Origin of the sequence: Mesorhizobium sp. BR1-1-6 (assembly GCF_020165355.1) — a bacterium.
In the GTDB taxonomy this organism is placed as follows: domain Bacteria; phylum Pseudomonadota; class Alphaproteobacteria; order Rhizobiales; family Rhizobiaceae; genus Mesorhizobium.
Map to the genome: position 1 here is coordinate 25,118 of NZ_JAIUHZ010000006.1, position 15,907 is coordinate 41,024.

The following is a 15,907-nucleotide window of genomic DNA, read 5'->3' on the forward strand; positions in this document are numbered from 1 at the left end:
ATAGGGGCGTGGTGTTTGTGCGGGCGTGGTAGGCGGCGTGGTAAAAACCCTTGCCGGAGTGGAATTTTGCGTGGAATGCAGCCGGAAAGCGCAGCGCCCGCTATTGGCATTGCCGCCTCGGCCCGCCGGAATAGGGCTGGTAGCTGTTGTCTTCCGGGCGGTAGGAGCGGTAGCGGCTGAAGCAGGAGGCGACATGGTCGTCATCCCCGGCGGCCGCATAGGCGCCCGGCCCGGTGCCGTTTTCCTCGACGTAGCTGGCCTCGGCGGCGGGCGGCGGGACACGGTCGGCGTCGAGATAGGGCGAGATGCAGGGGCGCTGCTGCCCGCTATAGGACATGTAGCTGTTGTCCTGCGGCCGGTAGGAGCGGTAGCGGCTCGCGCACCAGGCGACATGCGGCTGCGGCAATTCGGCCGTGGCGGGCGCGATGGCGCCGGTGGCGGTGGGGTCGGTCTCCCCGGCCTGGCGCTTGGGCTCGATATTGGCGGGCGCGGGCTGCTCGGCCGGCAGGCGCTCGAGATTCTGCGCCGTTCTGTCCACCGGCCGCGCCGTTTTGGTCCAAAGCTCCGCCATGCTGACGGTGGCCGGTGCCTGGCGCGGTGGGTTCGCGGTGATTAACCAGACGGCGAAGGCCAGACCGCTACCGAACACCGCAAGGGTCAAAACAAAACCGCAGACCAGTCCCAACAATGCTTTCACGCCGCGCTCCTTGAGCCCCTGCTAAAGCAATGCGGGGGGTCAAGGCTGGTTCCAGCAAAGCGCGGGAAATAGGCGCGGCGCTCCGCTGGGCGAATGCGAAGGCGGCGCCGTTCAAACCAGCTGCTTCACGTCCACTGGCAATTGGGTCTCCGCTGTGGGCAACGCGGCCGGCATGTCCTCGCCGCGCTGGCGCTGTCGCAGATGGAGCGCCAACAGCCGGTCCAGCGAGACCCTGCCGGCGCCCGCAACGGCCAGCACGAACATGCCGCCCGATATCGCCAGGTCCTTTTCGAAATGCAGCAGTTCGTTCTGGCTGCCGAAATTGGTGTGGAACAGCATGGCCGTTGCCAAACAGAACAGGCCGAGCGCGATGGCGCCAAGCCGCGTCAGCAGGCCTGACGCGAGGGAGAGCCCTGCCCCCAGTTGCAACGCGACGGTGGCGACAAACAGCGGCAGGTTGACACCAAGCGCTGCCATGGCCCTGGCGGCGGCATTGAAATGGGCGGCCAGCGTGGCGCCCTCATGCAAAAAGATGAGAGACAGAAGCAGGCGGCCGGCAAGCAGGCCCACGTCCCCGAGGTGGTATTTAGCGGCAAGACCCTGCAGCTTCGCGGAGCGTTCGGTCAATGTCATGGTCAGCCTCCGATCTTTTTGGCACGGGCAGGCGCCAAGCGCCTGATGTTGAAAAGGCCGGAGCCGGCGCGAGGGAGAGGATGCCGGCTCCGGCAAAGCGCGCCAGCCACGAGCGCCCAACCGTGGTGGACGAAGGGGCGAGTTCGGTGCCAACGCCCCTGCTCCGTCTCGGCTACGCCGAGCCAGCTCTCCCCATTTGTGGGGAAGAGAAAAGTTCCTACTTCGTCACCTTGGTGTCGATGGCCTGCCGCAGGTCGGAAAGCTCGTCGCACCCGGCCGGGCACAGCTGCTGCAGGGAGGCCAGCTGCTCCTTGGCCTTGTCCATGTCGCCGGTCTCGACATAGAGCTCGCCCAGATATTCGCGGGCGGCTCTGTGGTCGGGCTTCAGCTCCAGCGCCTTGGTGTAGTAGGTGAGCGCGGTCTTGTAGTCGCCGGTCTTGCGCAGGGTGAAGCCGAGCAGGTTGTAGACGTCCGCCTGCTGCGTGTCCTGCGCCAGATCGCGCAGCTCGGCCAATGCGCCGGAATAGTCCTTGGCATCGATCTTGGCCTTGATGGCGGTGAGATCCGGCGCGTCGGCGCCTTCGATGTCGTCGACCGCATGGGCCGGCATGATTGTCGCAACGGGAAGCACGGTCAGCACGGCAATGGCGCCGAGCAGGCCGAACAGGGCATGTCTGCCCGACAGGGCATTTCTGCTCAAAAGGGATCGTTTCATTGTCTTTCTCGCTTGCGTTGGAAGCTCGTGCTCAGATCTGGACCGGGGTAAATCCGTATGCCTTGCCGTCCTTGACGAAGGTGCCGGTGCCCGGGAACGGGAAGTGCGACCCGGAAATGCGGATATTGTCCGATATCACCCGGTCGATGATCTTGTGGCGCGTGGCGATTGCCGTCGGTCCGTCCTGGTCGTAAGCGCCCTGCCACTCCGGATGCGGCGCCAGCAGCGCCGGCACATACATAGTGTCGGCCGAGATCATGATCTGCTCCTTGCCGGAGTTGGCCAGGTAGACAGAATGGCCTGGTGTGTGGCCGGGCGCGGCGATGATCTGGATGCCGGGCGTGACCTCGGCGCCGTCCTCGACCAGCTTCCAGTTCTTCCATTTCGGAAAGTTCTCGGCGATGCGCTTGCCCGCCGGCTTGCGGCCCTCGGGCAGCTTGGCCAGCCGGCTTGGGTCGGTCCACCACTTGTATTCGGTGGCGTTGACGATGAGCTCGGCATTGGGGAACACCGGCGCGTTGGTGCCCTTTTCCATCAGGCCCCAGACATGATCGGGGTGGAAATGCGAGATCATGACGGTGTCGATCGCGTTGTAGTCGATGCCGGCCGCGGCCATGTTGGCCGGCAGATGCGTGGCATTGGCCTGCCACTGGCCGACGCCCGAGCCGGCATCCATCATGATCAGCTTGCCGCCCATCTTGAGCACGACGACAGTGAGCGGGATGGGCATGAAGTCGGTGGTCAGCCCCGCTTTGGCGAGTGCTGCCTTGGTGTCCTCGACCGAGACATCCTTGATGAAGGCCGGGTCGTGCGGCTTGCGCCAGATGCCGTCATAGATGGCGGTGATCTCGATATCGCCGACTTTGTATCCGTAGAAGCCGACGGTGGGCTCCACCGGAGCTTGCGCGAAGGCCGGACGGATGAATTCAAGCTTGCCGGCAAGGCCGAAGGCAGCAGCAGCGGCGGCGGTGCCAAGCACTGTGCGGCGTGTCATGGTGAACATGGTGATCTCCTGTTCGAGGTGGTGGCTAAAGTCGCGAATGGCCAAAGTCCTGGAAGGAACGACGAGGAGAGGCCGGTACCCGTCGGGAGCCGGCCCGGCCCCATGAATTCAGCGACCCCAGAGGCTGTCGTTGTTGTGCCTGGTGATGATGTCCTGCACCGACCCCTGGCTCGGCCCCGTCTTTATCTTGGTGTCGACGCCATTGGGGCGTGCCGTGTAGGGGATCGAGCCGGTGGCATTGGTGTCGACCGGAGCGACCGGCTGGTTGGCGTTGTTGGCGCCATGATCGCTGCCGGCGAAGGCAGCGCTCGAGGCAAGCATCATGGCAGCCACGCTGAGAGCGAGCTTGGTCATTTTGGCTAGGTCCTTGTTTCGTTTCCTCGGCGCGGGCCGTCAGATTGGCCCGCTACAGTGAAGACCCTGCAGCCCCGCGCTTTATTCCCGGGCGCGATGAGATTCTTTTGAAGGAGAAAAATCAGGGGCTCGGCGGCCAGGACTGAAGTCCTCGCCCACGAATATTAGCGAGAGGAACCAGGCTGGGAATGCCGCCGCGTTCCGGCACGCCGACCGCGTGCACGCACGAAAGGCGCCGGCGCCGCGCGCGGGCGCCTCTGATGATACGCCGAGTCCGTTCTGGTTACGGACAGGTCTTCTTGCCGCAGACCGCGATGCAGATCGCCGGGTTCGAACAGGTGTAGGTTTTTCTCGAGCTGGTCCCGGACGAAGACCCGCTGCTGGAAGCGGCGATCTGCCCGGACGCGCCTTTGGACAGGTCCAGCGCCTTCATGTCGGGATCGCGCGCGGCGATCTTGCCGCATGTTTCGCTGCCGCAGACCGCCCTGCAGATTGCCGGATTCATGCATTTGTAGGCCGCGAAGACCTCGGTCGGAAGAATTGCGCAGAAAACCGTAATGCCCAGTATCAAGCTTCTCGCCGCACGCATTTTTATCTCCAGGGCCAGCTTTCCGATGTCACGGAGGCCTGGCCGCTCGCCCCCGCTCCCGCGCATGCCGTTGCACCCGCGTCCGCCGGCGCGACCATGCCCGCACCGGGGATAAAGGCGTATCGCACTGGCGGCACAGGCAAGTGGCACTGACGGAACAGGTGACCGGGTTTGCCATGCGTGAGCGGCCGCATGCGTCTCACGGCGCGCGGCCGGCGCGCACCTCCGATGGGGTCATGCCATAGCGGGACCGGAACTGCCGGTAGAAGGTCGAGGGTTCGACCAGCCCCGCCTCGAAAGCGAGGTCGGCGATCGGCCTTGCTGAAAAAAGCGGGCTGGCGAGCTGCCGGTGGACCCGCTCCAGCCGTCTTTGCATGACATAGTCGGAAAACCCCTGCCCCTCTTCGGCGAAAAGGCGCCTGATGTAGCGCGGGCTGAGCCCCAGCCCCCGGCCCGCCGTCTCTGCCGAGAGGCGCGCTCGGTGCAGGTTCTCCTCGATATAACGCTTGATGGCATGCATGCGGGCGGTACGAACGCCGCGGCCGGCGACCACCTGGTCAACCTCGCGGTTGGCGCCGACCGCCGCGGCGAACAGATCGGCAATGTGCTGGGCGGCCAGCGGCGCCAGACCGGGGCCGATCGCCCCACCCGCCACCGCCTCGACATAGGCCAGCAGAAGCCGCGCTTCAGGCGTGCCGGGATTGATGGCATCCGGCCTGAGATCGCCGACATGGCGAAGGAGAGGAGTGAGCGTCGATCGGGCAAATCGCGCGCAGATCGTCCAATCGCCGTTCTGCGCCCTCGCTCGCCAGCTCCGGTCCATCGGCATGATGCAGGGCGCACCGGGCGAGGTCTCAACCGCCTCGTGCCGTGCCGTATCGAAACGCCACCCGCCCGCGATCCAGGACACCACCAGGTCGTCATTGGCGTCCTGCTGGAGCGCGGCCGTGCGTTCCCAAGCCATGGGCGCGACCTGCCCGTGGGCCACGCTCACCCCTGGCAGGATGGTGGTGGAGGCGCTTAGCCGCAACTCGCCGCGTTCAAGCGGCGCAAGGTCCAGCCGCATGCAGATGCGGCCATAGAACTCGCGCACGGCAGCTTCGCGCTCTCGGGCCGCGATCGCGTCCGTGGACAGAACTATGATGGTGTCCTGGTCGGCCACCTGCGTTCGATCCCCGCTCAGAACCTCACGGGGTGCCGCCGATGGCGGGCGCCGTTTGCTGCCTCTCCGCTCTAGACAGTGCCATGAACCCCTCCAGTGCCCTCGACGTGGTGTGAGCCTTCGGCCGCTTTTCGCGCGGGCTGCGGCAGAATTTCAAGACCTATGTGAGGGCTCCGCGCAAATGTGGCATGAGGCGCAGGGAATGTGGCCGCTGGTGCAACCGATCGGGGAAATCGCCTCGGAAAGCACGGGAAGGCTCTTCACATGCCTGCTGATCGGACACCGCTTGTCCATTGATTCATTTGCCTTTCGGCTGGCACGCCGCCTCTATCGCAGTTCGCGGATCCAGTGCCACATGGTGCGGTTCTCGCCATGGCCGAGGGACTGGCTGCGCCCATGGGCGGCATGTGCCCGCATCTCCCGCGGGGTCATGTCGAAAGAGCGGCGGAAGGCGCGCACGAAGCTCTTGCGGTGACCGAAACCATAGCGATCGGCGATCTCGGCAATGCTTTCGTGCCGGCGGCCGGGATCGGCGAGTTCGGCGCGGCAGCGGCGCAGCCTCTCCTCCTGGATATATCTGGAAAGACCGCCATGAGGCTCGAAGAGGTAATAGAGCTTGCGCATGGAAATGCCGAACATGGCGGCGATGGCCTCGGCGGTGAGGTGCCGGCTGCGGATATGCGCGTTGATGTGGCGACGGATCTCGCTGGTCAGCGCCAGGTGGACCGAGGCGGCGTTTTCCTCCGCCACGGCCGAATTCACGGCTGCGGCGGCGAGTTCCAGCGTCGGCCCGATCACCGCCTCGGCGTCCTGACGGCTCATTGCGGGCGCGGCCCCGTAGAGGCCCACAAGATGCCCACGCAACAGCGCCGCCAACGGCGCGTTGCCGGAAATGACGCGCATATTGTGCTCGTCCGGCGCCTTCAGGAATGGCGCCAGCAGGCGGCGCGGCATGGTCAGGTTGAGGCTGTCGAAATCGGAGGTGCCTGTCGACTGGGCCTGTGCCAGGTCGGCCACGATCAGGTCCCCGGATGAGGCCTTTTCATCCGATGCGCCATCGCGCCGTCCATGGCTTCCGCGCAGGCAGACCTGCACAGTGATGTGATCGAGGCCGTCGCGGCTGATCCGGGCGCGCGAGCGGTCGAAGCTTTGCGCGATGCATCCATACGAGGTGAGGACGATCTCGCCGAAGTGAAAGGCATCGGCGTGAAAATGAAACCGGTCATCGCCGGCGTTGCGCAGGCGAACGTCGTAGAGCAGGCCGATATTCTCCTGCCACAACGCAACGGCTTGCCGGGGCGCGAGGCCCACCGTGTCCAGCACGCAGCGCCGAACCCCGGCATCGACGAATTGCCTTTGCGGCACAACGCTTTGACCGCTGTCTGCTGCTGCCACCCGCCATGCCCCCGCAATCCGCGAACCGCTCACAATATGCATTTATGCCGGGGCGCGACAACGCCTGATTGCATGGCCGTCCGCCGAGAATGTCGGCTCAGAGCTGGCTCACCACTTCGGTATATTCCCTCACCTTTCCATCCTGCCCACGAATGCGCCAGTTGCCGCCGTCGCGGTCTTCCACGTAACCCGGCCCGATCGGCACCTTGCCGCCACCGTCGGGCAGGTCGAGCACGTAGACCGGATTGCAGATGCCGGACAGGCGCGCGCGCAGCGCGGCCACCAGCGCCTGGCCTTCGGCGATCGTGGTGCGGCGGTGCGCCATGCCGTGCGCGAGGTCGCCGTGGTGAAGGTAATAGGGCTTTACCCCCAGGCGGTACATCAGCTCGCGGCAGAGTTCCTCCTGCACCTCGACAGTGTCGTTGACGCCCTTGAGCAGGACGCTCTGGTTGAGCAGCACGAATCCCGCCTGCCGCAAGCCGCGGCAGGCCGCCTCGGTCGCATCGGTGATCTCGCGCGGATGGTTGAAATGGGTGACGACCGTGATCATCAGCCGGCCTTGCAAGGCAGCGATCAGCCCTGGCGTGATGCGTGAAGGCAGCGCGACCGGCACGCGGGTGTGGATGCGCATCAGCCGCACATGCGCGATCGCCTCGATGCGGGCGCGGATTTCGTTGAGCGCCTTGTCGGGCAGCGAGAGCGGGTCGCCGCCGGTCAGGATCACCTCGCGGATCTCGGGGTGGGAAGCGATATAGGCGAGCGCCGGCTCCAGGGCTTCGCGCGTATAGCCGCGTCCGATCGAGGTCAGGGACTCCTTGCGGAAGCAGAAGCGGCAATAGACCGCGCATTGATAGGTGGGAAACAGCAGCACCCGGTCGGCATGGCGATGCGTCAGCCTGGGCACCGGACTGAAGGCGAGGTCGCCGATCGGGTCGTCGAGCTCGCCTTCGCCGGTCACCAGCTCGTCGGGAGACGGGATGACTTGCGCCCGGATAGGATCGGCGGGGTCTTCCCAGTCGATCAGGTCGAGATAGGATTTGGGGATACGCACCTTGTGGCGGGAGGCTGCTTCCTGGGCCGTCGCGCGTTCGCCTGGCGACAGCGGCTGCACGGCCAGATCGCGCACATGGCGCACGCCGGCGCGGATGTCGTCCTGCCAGGCGGCGTCGGCATCGGAAACGGGCTCAACTTCGGCCGTCGTCGCATCGTGGAGCTGTGTGATCATGGGGTTCTCGAGGTTTTTAGCGGACCTATCGGCCGGATGGCCTGCCGGGTCAACCGCCTTGCGCCGGCCTTCCCCGTGTAGCAAGGAGGGTCTGTGCTCTCGAAAATGCCGCGGAGAAGACCCGGGATGAGACTTGTGGTGTTGGTGGTGCTAGCCACGGTGGCAACTGGATGTGTGAGCTCTCCGGTGGATTATGGGGCCTCGCTTTCGACGCAAGACCCGAAATGGATATCGCCGGAATGCCAACAGGCCCGGGTCGAGGCCTCGAACTATGATGCGCGTGAAAAAGAGCATCCCGGTTGGGGGACCGGTGTCTTCCTTGGCCCTTACGGATTGGGTCTCGCGGCAGCCATCAAGGAGCACGAGCAAAGGGAGCGCAAGATATTCGCCCGCAGGATACATTTGCAGTGCTCGAGTTTGCCGCTGCCGAACGAACTCGCGGGCGAGCCGGGCCCCCCGGCCACGACAAAATATCCATAGACGATGTGGTTTGATGCTCTGAAGGCAGGCCAGCGTTTGATGGGATCGCAGAAGCGGAAGCAGGACTGAACTTGGGAACGCCGGCGATGACGATCATTTACGAATTCGCGGTTGTCGAGGGCCAGGAATGGGTGCTTCCGGTCGACGAGGCCTACTACGAGGTCTTCTCCTCCCTTGACGGAACACCCCTCGAGAACTGGGATTCACCGGTCATGCGCCGCGTGTCGGAGGGCGACCCCCTCTCTTCGGACTTCCCTTGGCTTGGCGAGCATGCGCCGCTTTTGCGCAAGCCTGCCGTCGACGCGCTGAAGGCATATCTGCTGCCCTATGGCCAGCTGATCCCGTTGCGCGGGGAAGAGGTCTGGCTTTTCAACGCGACCACCGTGATCGATGCGCTGGACGAGGAGCGGTCTGGAATCGTCTATTTTGATGACGGCGCCATTCTCGCGATCGAGCGATACGAATTCGATGCGGACAAGATCGGCACCGCCGAAATTTTCAAGCTGCCGATGCGTGCGTCCCCGGTGTTCGTCAACGACACATTCGTCAATCGCGTGCGCGACGCCGGACTGCGGACGGTATCGTTCAAACCCAGGTGGCGTCGCATCGAAGCGTGACGTTTGACGACCCTGCGATGCCAACTAGATCAGGTTCTGTCCGCCATCGATGCGGATCGTCTCGCCGGTCGTGAATTCGCTTTCCATGAGGTAGAGATAGGCAGGGGCGACGTCGGCGGGCGTAGCGACCTTCCTCGCGGGCAGGCGGGCGGCCATGCCGGCGAAAAAACCGGATTTGGCCTCACCGACGAGTTCGTCCCACATCGGCGTGTCGACCCATCCCGGCGACACGATGTTGACGCGCGTCGGGGCCAGCTCCAGCGCCAGCGCCCGGGCGAAATAGCTGAATGAACCGGCGATCGCGGAAACAACCGAGCCTCCGGGAACCGGCGGGCGGTCCTTGTTGATGCCTGATGTGAAGGTCATGGACCCTCCGGCTTTCAGCGTGCGCACGCCATGTTTGGCGAGCATCACGGCGCCGATCAGCTTGTTGTCGACGAAGCGCCGCACGTAGTCCATGTCGGTCTGGCCGATCGGGTCGTTGGGCGGCGGCGTGCCGGCTGTCGAGACGAGGTGGTCGAAGGCACCGGTTTCGTCGAACATCCGGGCAATATCCGCCTCTTTCGTCATATCAGCGGAAAGGCTTCGCACGCGACCGCCCGGGCCGAGCGTCCGTTCCGCGGCCTTGAGCTTTTCGCCCGAGCGGCCGACGATCACCAGCTCCGCGCCGCGCTCCAGCGCGGCTGCCGCTACGCCGAGCCCTACGCCGGAACTGCCTCCGACGACAATAATTCTCTTGCCCTTGAGCGATGCCATGGGAACCTCCGTCTTCAGGATGGACTGCTGGATTACGCCTTGCCGGCGTGGGCCGCCTCAATGTGGGCGACAATGATCTTGCTCATCTTGTACATCGCCTGCCGCGCCCGGCCCGCCTTGTCGCGGTCCGGGTCGTTCATCAGGCGCAGCGCCGCTTCGGGGATCACCTGCCAGTAGACGCCGAATTTGTCCCTCAGCCAGCCGCAAGGCTTTTCTGCGCCGCCGCCCGCCGTCAGCGCGTTCCAGTAATAATCTGTCTCGGCCTGGTCCTTGGTCTCGATGTAGAGCGAGATCCGCTCGTTGAACGGCGGCATCGAGCCGGCATTGAGCGCCGTGAAGCGCTGGCCCTCGAGCTCGAAGTCGAAAATCGCGTGCGGCACCGTTTTATTCGTGCCGCCGACGAAATCGGTGAATTCGATCGCCTCAAGCGCCCGGCCATTCTTGAACACAGACAGATAGAAGTCGCGCGCCTCTTCGGCGTTAAGATGGAACCAGAGGAAGGGGTGAACGGTAGCCATGCTGCTCTCGTGACGTTTGATCACAAATCCTGCGAGCATTCTGTCCAGCATGCGCTGGACAGACAATCCAAACTTTGGCAAGGATTTGTGATCAAATCTCACAGATTGGCCATGATCCGCAGACTTCCCCCACTCAACGCGCTGCCGGCCTTCGAGGCCGCCGCGCGGCATTTGAATTTCTCCAGGGCAGCCGACGAGCTCAACGTCACGCACGGCGCCGTCAGCCGGGCGATCAAGCACCTTGAGGAACAGCTCGGCGTGCTTTTGTTCGAGCGCGCGACGCGCTCGGTGCGCCTCACCGCCGTGGGCGAGCCCTATGCGAGGGCGGTCCACGAGATGCTCGACCAGCTCGCGGCCGCCACCCAATCGGCGACGGCCGCCCATTCGGGCTCGACATTGAACGTCTCCACCTCCGACGGCTTCGCGGGAAAATGGCTGGTGCCGCGGCTCTATCGCTTTCATCGCGCGCATGGCGACATCGACGTCAGGATTTCGACGACGGGCAGGTTGACCAATTTCCTTGGCGACGGCATCGACGTCGCCATCCGCTATGGCGCCGGAAACTATCCGGGTCTCACATCGGAATTCCTCACTGGCGAGGAGGTGTTTCCAGTGTGCAGCCCGAGGCTCATGCAAGGCGCCTGGCCCCTGGAGAAGCCCGACGATCTCAGGCATCACACGCTGATCCATGATGGTTTCCCGATCGGCTGGGCGGCCTGGCTGTCCAGCGCGGGAGTGGAAGGCGTGGATCCGCGGAGCGGGATTACCTTCGATTCCGCCACTTTCGCCGTCGAGTCGGCCGTGCAAGGCGAAGGCGTGGTACTTGGCCGGACCATGCTCGTGGCGGCCGACCTCGCCACCGGAAGGCTTGTCCGCCCTTTCGGCCACGCGCTGAAATCGGTTTCCAGCTTCTACCTGGTCTACCCGCCGGACGCGGTCCGCCGGCGCAAGGTGAAGGCTTTTCGCGATTGGCTCTTTTCGGAAATGACGGCGTAGCGTGCCACGGCCGCTTCCGGAGAATAGCCTCTGTGCTTATCCCCTCAGCCCCGGTGCCTCCTGCCCGGTGCGCTCGACATATTCGGTGTAGCCGCCGCCATAGGTGTGGATGCCTTCCGGCGTCAGTTCCAGCACGCGATTGGACAGCGCCGCCAGGAAATGGCGGTCGTGCGAGACGAACAGCATGGTGCCCTCATATTGCGACAGCGCCTCGATCAGCATCTGCTTGGTGACGATATCGAGATGGTTGGTCGGCTCGTCCAGCACCAGGAGGTTGGGCGGGTCGAACAGCATCAGCGCCATCACCAGCCGCGCCTTTTCGCCGCCCGAAAGCACCCGGCACTTCTTCTCGATCTCGTCGCCGGAAAAACCGAAGCAGCCGGCGAGTGTCCGAAGCGGCGCCTGACCGGCCTGCGGAAAATTGTCCTCCAGCGTCTGGAACACGGTGCGCTCGCCTTCGAGCAGCTCCATGGCATGCTGGGCGAAATAGCCCATCTTGACGCTCGGACCGCGCGCCACCGAGCCCTGGTCGGGATCGGACGCGCCGGCCACCAATTTCAACAGCGTCGACTTGCCCGCGCCATTGACGCCCATGATGCACCAGCGCTCGCGTCGGCGCACCTGGAAGTCGAGCCCTTCATAGATCGAACGGCTGCCATAGGCCTTGTGGACGTTCTTCAACGTCACGACGTCCTCGCCGCAGCGCGGCGCCGGCTGGAACTCGAAATTCACCGTCTGGCGGCGCTTCGGCGGCTCGACCCGATCGATCTTGTCGAGCTTCTTCACCCGGCTCTGCACCTGGGCCGCATGCGACGCGCGCGCCTTGAACCGTTCGATAAAGGCGATCTCCTTGGCCAGCATCGCCTGCTGGCGCTCGAACTGCGCCTGCTGCTGCTTGTCCGCGATCGCGCGCTGCTGCTGGTAGAATTCGTAATTGCCGGAATAGGCGGTAAGCGACCCGCCGTCGATCTCCACCACCTTGTTGACGATGCGGTTCATGAACTCGCGGTCGTGCGAGGTCATCAGGAGCGCGCCGTCATAATTCTTCAGGAACTGCTCGAGCCAGATCAGGCTTTCCAGGTCGAGATGGTTGCTCGGCTCGTCGAGCAGCATGGCGTCGGGCCGCATCAGCAGAATGCGTGCCAGCGCCACGCGCATCTTCCAGCCGCCGGAGAGTTTTCCGACGTCGCCGTCCATCATCTCCTGCGAGAAACCGAGACCGTCGAGCACTTCCCGCGCCCGGCCGTCGAGCGCATAGCCGTCGAGTTCCTCGAAGCGGTGCTGCGCCTCGCCATAGCGTTCGATGATCTCGTCCATCCGGTCCGCCTGGTCGGGATCAGCCATAGCCGCCTCCAGCGCCGCCATCTCGGCCGCCACTTCGCTCACCGGCCCGGCGCCGTTCATCACTTCGGCCACCGCGCTACGGCCGTCCATATCGCCGACATCCTGGCTGAAATAGCCGATCGTGACGCCGCGATCGACCTGCACCTGGCCCTCGTCGGGCTGTTCCTGCCCGGTGATCATGCGAAACAGTGTTGTCTTGCCGGCGCCGTTGGGGCCGACGAGCCCGACCTTCTCGCCTTTCTGCAAGGCGGCCGACGCCTCGATGAAGACAAGCTGACGGCCGTTCTGCTTGCCGATGTTTTCAAGTCTGATCATGGGGTGGTCCGGGAGGGCTGATGTGAGGGTGCGGGAGTTGCCCCGGCCCATACGCGAATGACAGCGGCGGGGAAAGAGGCAGAAGCGCCGCAGCGGGCGCAGCGCTTTTACGTCTTCCCACAGCGGAGGAGGGAGAAGCGCCCTCCAGACACACTTCAGAAACAAGAGTCAACATCCAGGAAAAACTGGAGAAAAGCGGTGCTGCGATAACGACCCCCGCGGCGGCCTGAACCGGTCGCGGCGCAACGCAAAGGGATGATCCCGAAAATGCAACGACGTTCGACCGGATGGATGGGTGCCCTGCTTGGCATTTCGTTTGCCATCAATGCGGTCGCACCGTTGGGTGCGGAAGCGGCGGTTAGCCGGAGCGAGTCCTGCAGCCGGCTCGGTCTTCAATTCGACGGAGCCATCGAAACGAAAAACGACCCCGGTGCCAGTGCGATCCATCTCGCCGAGGCAACCGCGCTCCAGAACAAGGCCAGCCGTTTTTGTGCCGAACGCAAGGAGGCGCAGGGCATCCGTACCTTCACCAACGCCTTGAAACTTCTGGGAGTGACACCGGTCGACCTGAACCAATGACGTCCACCATCTTTGAAACAAGGAAGCCTTTCATGAACAAGCCCCTCCTCTCCGCGCTTGGCCTGGCCATTGCGCTCGGTCTCGCAATGCCGGTCGTCGGCGCCAACTCCGCCGACGCGGCCGCCACCACCGCGGCAGCCTCGACCGCGGCTCCCCTCGCTGCCGCTGCCGTGAAGAAGCCGGTCAAGGCGGCCGCGCACAAGCATGTCAAGCATCGCAAGCACGCCAGCAGGCATGTGAAGAAGCCTGTACGCAAGCACAGCCACAAGCACGCCGTCAGGAAGCACAAGGCCGCGGCTTGATCTTCTCAAGCCCGAACAAGGAGATAGAACGGTATCTTGAATCCCTTGATCGTTTTTTCCTGACGTCGTCCCAGGGAAAAGCCGCCCTCGCGCAAGCGACGGCGGCTTTTCTTTTCGGACTGGCTGAAGGCTTTCCTTCTCTGCTGCCGAGAAGGTAACGCGCTCACTGCAACTGCGGCTTCTTCAGGAAACTGTCGCGATCGGCGGATTTGACGCGCAGCCAGGTTTCACGGCCGTCGCGCAGGACCCGCATCGGGATCTCGGCGCCGGCCGAACCGCTCTCCCATAGTTTGCGATAGAAATCGGCCAGCCCGTCGACCGCGCCGTCTCGTATGTCGGAGATGACGTCGCCCTCGCGCAGGCCCGCCTTGGCGGCCGGACCGCCTTCGGTCACGCTCATCACCACCACCCGGCCGTCGCTTTCGGCCGAGAGGGCGCCGAGCCATGGCCGTGGCGGCCGCGCCACCTGGCCGCGCGTCAGGAGATCGTCGAGGATCGGCGGCAACAGGTCGATCGGCACCACCATGTTGATATCGGCGACCTCGCCGTTGCGGCTCATCTGCAGGCGCAGCGACCCGACGCCGAGCAGCGCGCCCTTTGCATCGAACAGCGCCGCGCCGCCCCAGGAAGGATGCGCCGGCGCGATGAAGATCGCTTCCTCGAGCAGATATTCCCAATAGCCGGCGAATTCCTGCTTGGTGACGATCCTGGCCTGAACCGACTGGCCGATGCCGTCGGCGAGCACCACGCCGTCCCCGATCCTGGCCCTGCCGGCGTCGCCCAGCGCCACCGCCGGCAGGCCAAGCGGCGCCAGCGCCTGAACCAGGCCAAAGCCCGATTCCTGGTCGTAGGCCAGCGCATGCGCAGGCACGACGCGGCCGTCATGGGTCGTAAGCCACACCTCTTCCGCCTCGGTAATGAGATAGCCGATGGTCAGCACCAACCCATTGTCGCGGATAACGACGCCGCTGCCTTCGCGCAGCGTGCCTAATGCCCCGGCAGTAAAGGCATCGTCTGGAATGGTGGCGCGCACCGCCACGACGGAGCGTCTGTTGGGATTGATGGGCATGCTCTTGTCCTGGACGGGCTTGGGGGTCACGTTCCTATAGGTATGGCACGCGAACCAAGGCGCAAGGGGTTGGAGGCATCCCCTCCATCCTTTCGAAGCCCGAAGGGAAGATGAGAGGCATGGTCATTGACAATAGTTCAACGCAAGTTGAACTTTCCCGTTTGCAGCCCTAGCTGTAGGTGCAACTGCCAGTCCCGCTTCCAACCTGTCTCTCCCCACAATACGAGGCCCTGCGATGACCGAATACAATCCGCCGAAAGTATGGACCTGGAATAAGCCGAGCGGCGGCGCCTTCGCCAGCATCAACCGCCCGATCGCCGGCCCGACGCATGACAAGGTGCTGCCGGTGGGCAAGCACCCGTTGCAGCTCTATTCGCTGGCGACGCCGAACGGCGTCAAGGTGACGATCATGCTGGAGGAACTGCTGGCGCTTGGCCACAAGGGCGCCGAATACGACGCCTGGCTGATCAGGATCAACGATGGCGACCAGTTCGGCAGCGGCTTCGTCGAGGTCAATCCGAACTCCAAGATCCCCGCACTGATGGACCGCAGCGGCGCCACGCCCATCCGCGTCTTCGAGTCCGGTTCGATCCTCACCTATCTCGCCGAAAAGTTCGGCGAGTTCCTGCCGACCGACCAGCCGGCGCGCGCCGAGACCCTGTCCTGGCTGTTCTGGCAGATGGGCTCTGCCCCTTATCTCGGCGGCGGCTTCGGTCATTTCTATGCGTACGCGCCGACCAAGATCGAATACGCCATCGACCGCTTTGCCATGGAAACCAAGCGCCAGCTCGACGTGCTCGACCGCCGCCTGGCCGAAACCGAATATCTTTCCGGCGCCGGCTACTCGATCGCCGACATGGCGGTCTGGCCCTGGTATGGCGGACTGGCGCTCGGCCGCATGTACAATGATTCCGGCGAGTTCCTTTCGGTGCAGGATTACAAGAGCGTGCAGCGGTGGGCGAAGGCGATCGACGAGCGCCCCGCGGTCAAGCGCGGACGCATGGTCAACCGCGCCTTCGGCGAACCCGCGATGCAGCTGCACGAACGCCACGACGCCAGCGATTTCGACACGAACACGCAGGACAAGCTCGCGGCTGAGTGAGCTGCGAGGGCGGGCAGCGGCGCTGCCCGCCCTCCGTTTGATTTTGCGAAAGCGTC

The 15,907-nt window shown here is 64.3% G+C and carries 18 protein-coding genes; 5 read left to right on the forward strand and 13 right to left on the reverse strand.

Translation table 11 applies throughout. The features are described from left to right. Positions 1-100: 100 nt before the first annotated feature. The 9 genes from LB545_RS14000 to LB545_RS14040 all read right to left on the reverse strand — a co-directional run bounded on the left by LB545_RS14000 (position 101) and on the right by LB545_RS14040 (position 7,773). Positions 101-697: a BA14K family protein gene (locus LB545_RS14000; RefSeq protein WP_140499003.1), complete on the reverse strand. Its 597-nt coding sequence runs from the start codon at positions 695-697 to the stop codon at positions 101-103. Between the two features lie 111 nt (positions 698-808). Beyond that, on the reverse strand, positions 809-1,330 hold the full coding sequence (locus LB545_RS14005) for a DoxX family protein (RefSeq protein WP_140499005.1): 522 nt from the start codon (positions 1,328-1,330) through the stop codon (positions 809-811). Between the two features lie 217 nt (positions 1,331-1,547). After that, the gene (locus tag LB545_RS14010) at positions 1,548-2,045 is read right to left on the reverse strand and encodes a tetratricopeptide repeat protein (RefSeq protein ID WP_140521451.1); all 498 of its coding nucleotides are present in this window, start codon (positions 2,043-2,045) and stop codon (positions 1,548-1,550) included. A 31-nt stretch (positions 2,046-2,076) separates the two neighbouring features. Beyond that, positions 2,077-3,048 carry an MBL fold metallo-hydrolase gene (locus LB545_RS14015; protein ID WP_140499010.1) on the reverse strand — a complete coding sequence of 324 codons (972 nt, stop codon included), beginning with the start codon at positions 3,046-3,048 and terminating at the stop codon, positions 2,077-2,079. Positions 3,049-3,156: 108 nt separating this feature from the next. Next, positions 3,157-3,402: a DUF680 domain-containing protein gene (locus LB545_RS14020; protein WP_224705286.1), complete on the reverse strand. Its 246-nt coding sequence runs from the start codon at positions 3,400-3,402 to the stop codon at positions 3,157-3,159. A gap of 283 nt (positions 3,403-3,685) precedes the next feature. Further along, positions 3,686-3,991: a hypothetical protein gene (locus LB545_RS14025; RefSeq protein ID WP_140499015.1), complete on the reverse strand. Its 306-nt coding sequence runs from the start codon at positions 3,989-3,991 to the stop codon at positions 3,686-3,688. Between the two features lie 199 nt (positions 3,992-4,190). Further along, the gene (locus LB545_RS14030; protein ID WP_140499017.1) at positions 4,191-5,153 is read right to left on the reverse strand and encodes a helix-turn-helix transcriptional regulator; all 963 of its coding nucleotides are present in this window, start codon (positions 5,151-5,153) and stop codon (positions 4,191-4,193) included. 327 nt (positions 5,154-5,480) lie between these two features. Next, complete coding sequence (locus LB545_RS14035) at positions 5,481-6,548, reverse strand: helix-turn-helix domain-containing protein (RefSeq protein WP_224705288.1); 1,068 nt, start codon at positions 6,546-6,548, stop codon at positions 5,481-5,483. A gap of 97 nt (positions 6,549-6,645) precedes the next feature. Next, complete coding sequence (locus tag LB545_RS14040; protein ID WP_224705289.1) at positions 6,646-7,773, reverse strand: KamA family radical SAM protein; 1,128 nt, start codon at positions 7,771-7,773, stop codon at positions 6,646-6,648. 566 nt (positions 7,774-8,339) lie between these two features. Here LB545_RS14040 and LB545_RS14050 point away from each other — a divergent pair. Then, entirely contained in the window at positions 8,340-8,870 is a 531-nt protein-coding gene (locus LB545_RS14050) for an imm11 family protein (protein WP_224705291.1), read from the forward strand. Positions 8,871-8,894: 24 nt separating this feature from the next. On the opposite strand, the gene LB545_RS14055 is transcribed toward LB545_RS14050, so the two are convergent. Then, a complete protein-coding gene (locus tag LB545_RS14055) occupies positions 8,895-9,626 on the reverse strand; it encodes an SDR family oxidoreductase (RefSeq protein ID WP_140556402.1) in 732 nt (243 codons plus the stop codon). 32 nt (positions 9,627-9,658) lie between these two features. After that, positions 9,659-10,144 (reverse strand): VOC family protein, encoded by a 486-nt coding sequence (locus tag LB545_RS14060; RefSeq protein WP_140556400.1) that lies wholly within the window; start codon positions 10,142-10,144, stop codon positions 9,659-9,661. A 111-nt stretch (positions 10,145-10,255) separates the two neighbouring features. On the opposite strand from LB545_RS14060, the gene gcvA reads away from it, so the two are divergent. Further along, positions 10,256-11,140 carry a transcriptional regulator GcvA gene (gene gcvA, locus LB545_RS14065; protein WP_140499030.1) on the forward strand — a complete coding sequence of 295 codons (885 nt, stop codon included), beginning with the start codon at positions 10,256-10,258 and terminating at the stop codon, positions 11,138-11,140. A gap of 36 nt (positions 11,141-11,176) precedes the next feature. Here the strand turns inward: gcvA and LB545_RS14070 are convergent, their stop codons facing one another. Then, on the reverse strand, positions 11,177-12,799 hold the full coding sequence (locus tag LB545_RS14070) for an ABC-F family ATP-binding cassette domain-containing protein (RefSeq protein ID WP_224705292.1): 1,623 nt from the start codon (positions 12,797-12,799) through the stop codon (positions 11,177-11,179). Between the two features lie 267 nt (positions 12,800-13,066). On the opposite strand from LB545_RS14070, the gene LB545_RS14075 reads away from it, so the two are divergent. Together LB545_RS14075 and LB545_RS14080 are read left to right on the forward strand one after the other, a co-directional pair. Further along, positions 13,067-13,378, forward strand: a complete 312-nt coding sequence (locus LB545_RS14075; RefSeq protein ID WP_181175084.1) for a hypothetical protein — start codon at positions 13,067-13,069, stop codon at positions 13,376-13,378. 32 nt (positions 13,379-13,410) lie between these two features. Beyond that, positions 13,411-13,680, forward strand: coding sequence for a hypothetical protein (locus LB545_RS14080; protein WP_140663650.1), 270 nt, complete (start codon positions 13,411-13,413; stop codon positions 13,678-13,680). Between the two features lie 163 nt (positions 13,681-13,843). On the opposite strand, the gene LB545_RS14085 is transcribed toward LB545_RS14080, so the two are convergent. Further along, positions 13,844-14,749: a S1C family serine protease gene (locus LB545_RS14085; protein WP_224705294.1), complete on the reverse strand. Its 906-nt coding sequence runs from the start codon at positions 14,747-14,749 to the stop codon at positions 13,844-13,846. Between the two features lie 235 nt (positions 14,750-14,984). Here LB545_RS14085 and yghU point away from each other — a divergent pair, with 235 nt between their 5' ends. Continuing rightward, on the forward strand, positions 14,985-15,851 hold the full coding sequence (gene yghU, locus LB545_RS14090) for a glutathione-dependent disulfide-bond oxidoreductase (RefSeq protein ID WP_140516131.1): 867 nt from the start codon (positions 14,985-14,987) through the stop codon (positions 15,849-15,851). Positions 15,852-15,907 lie beyond the last annotated feature (56 nt).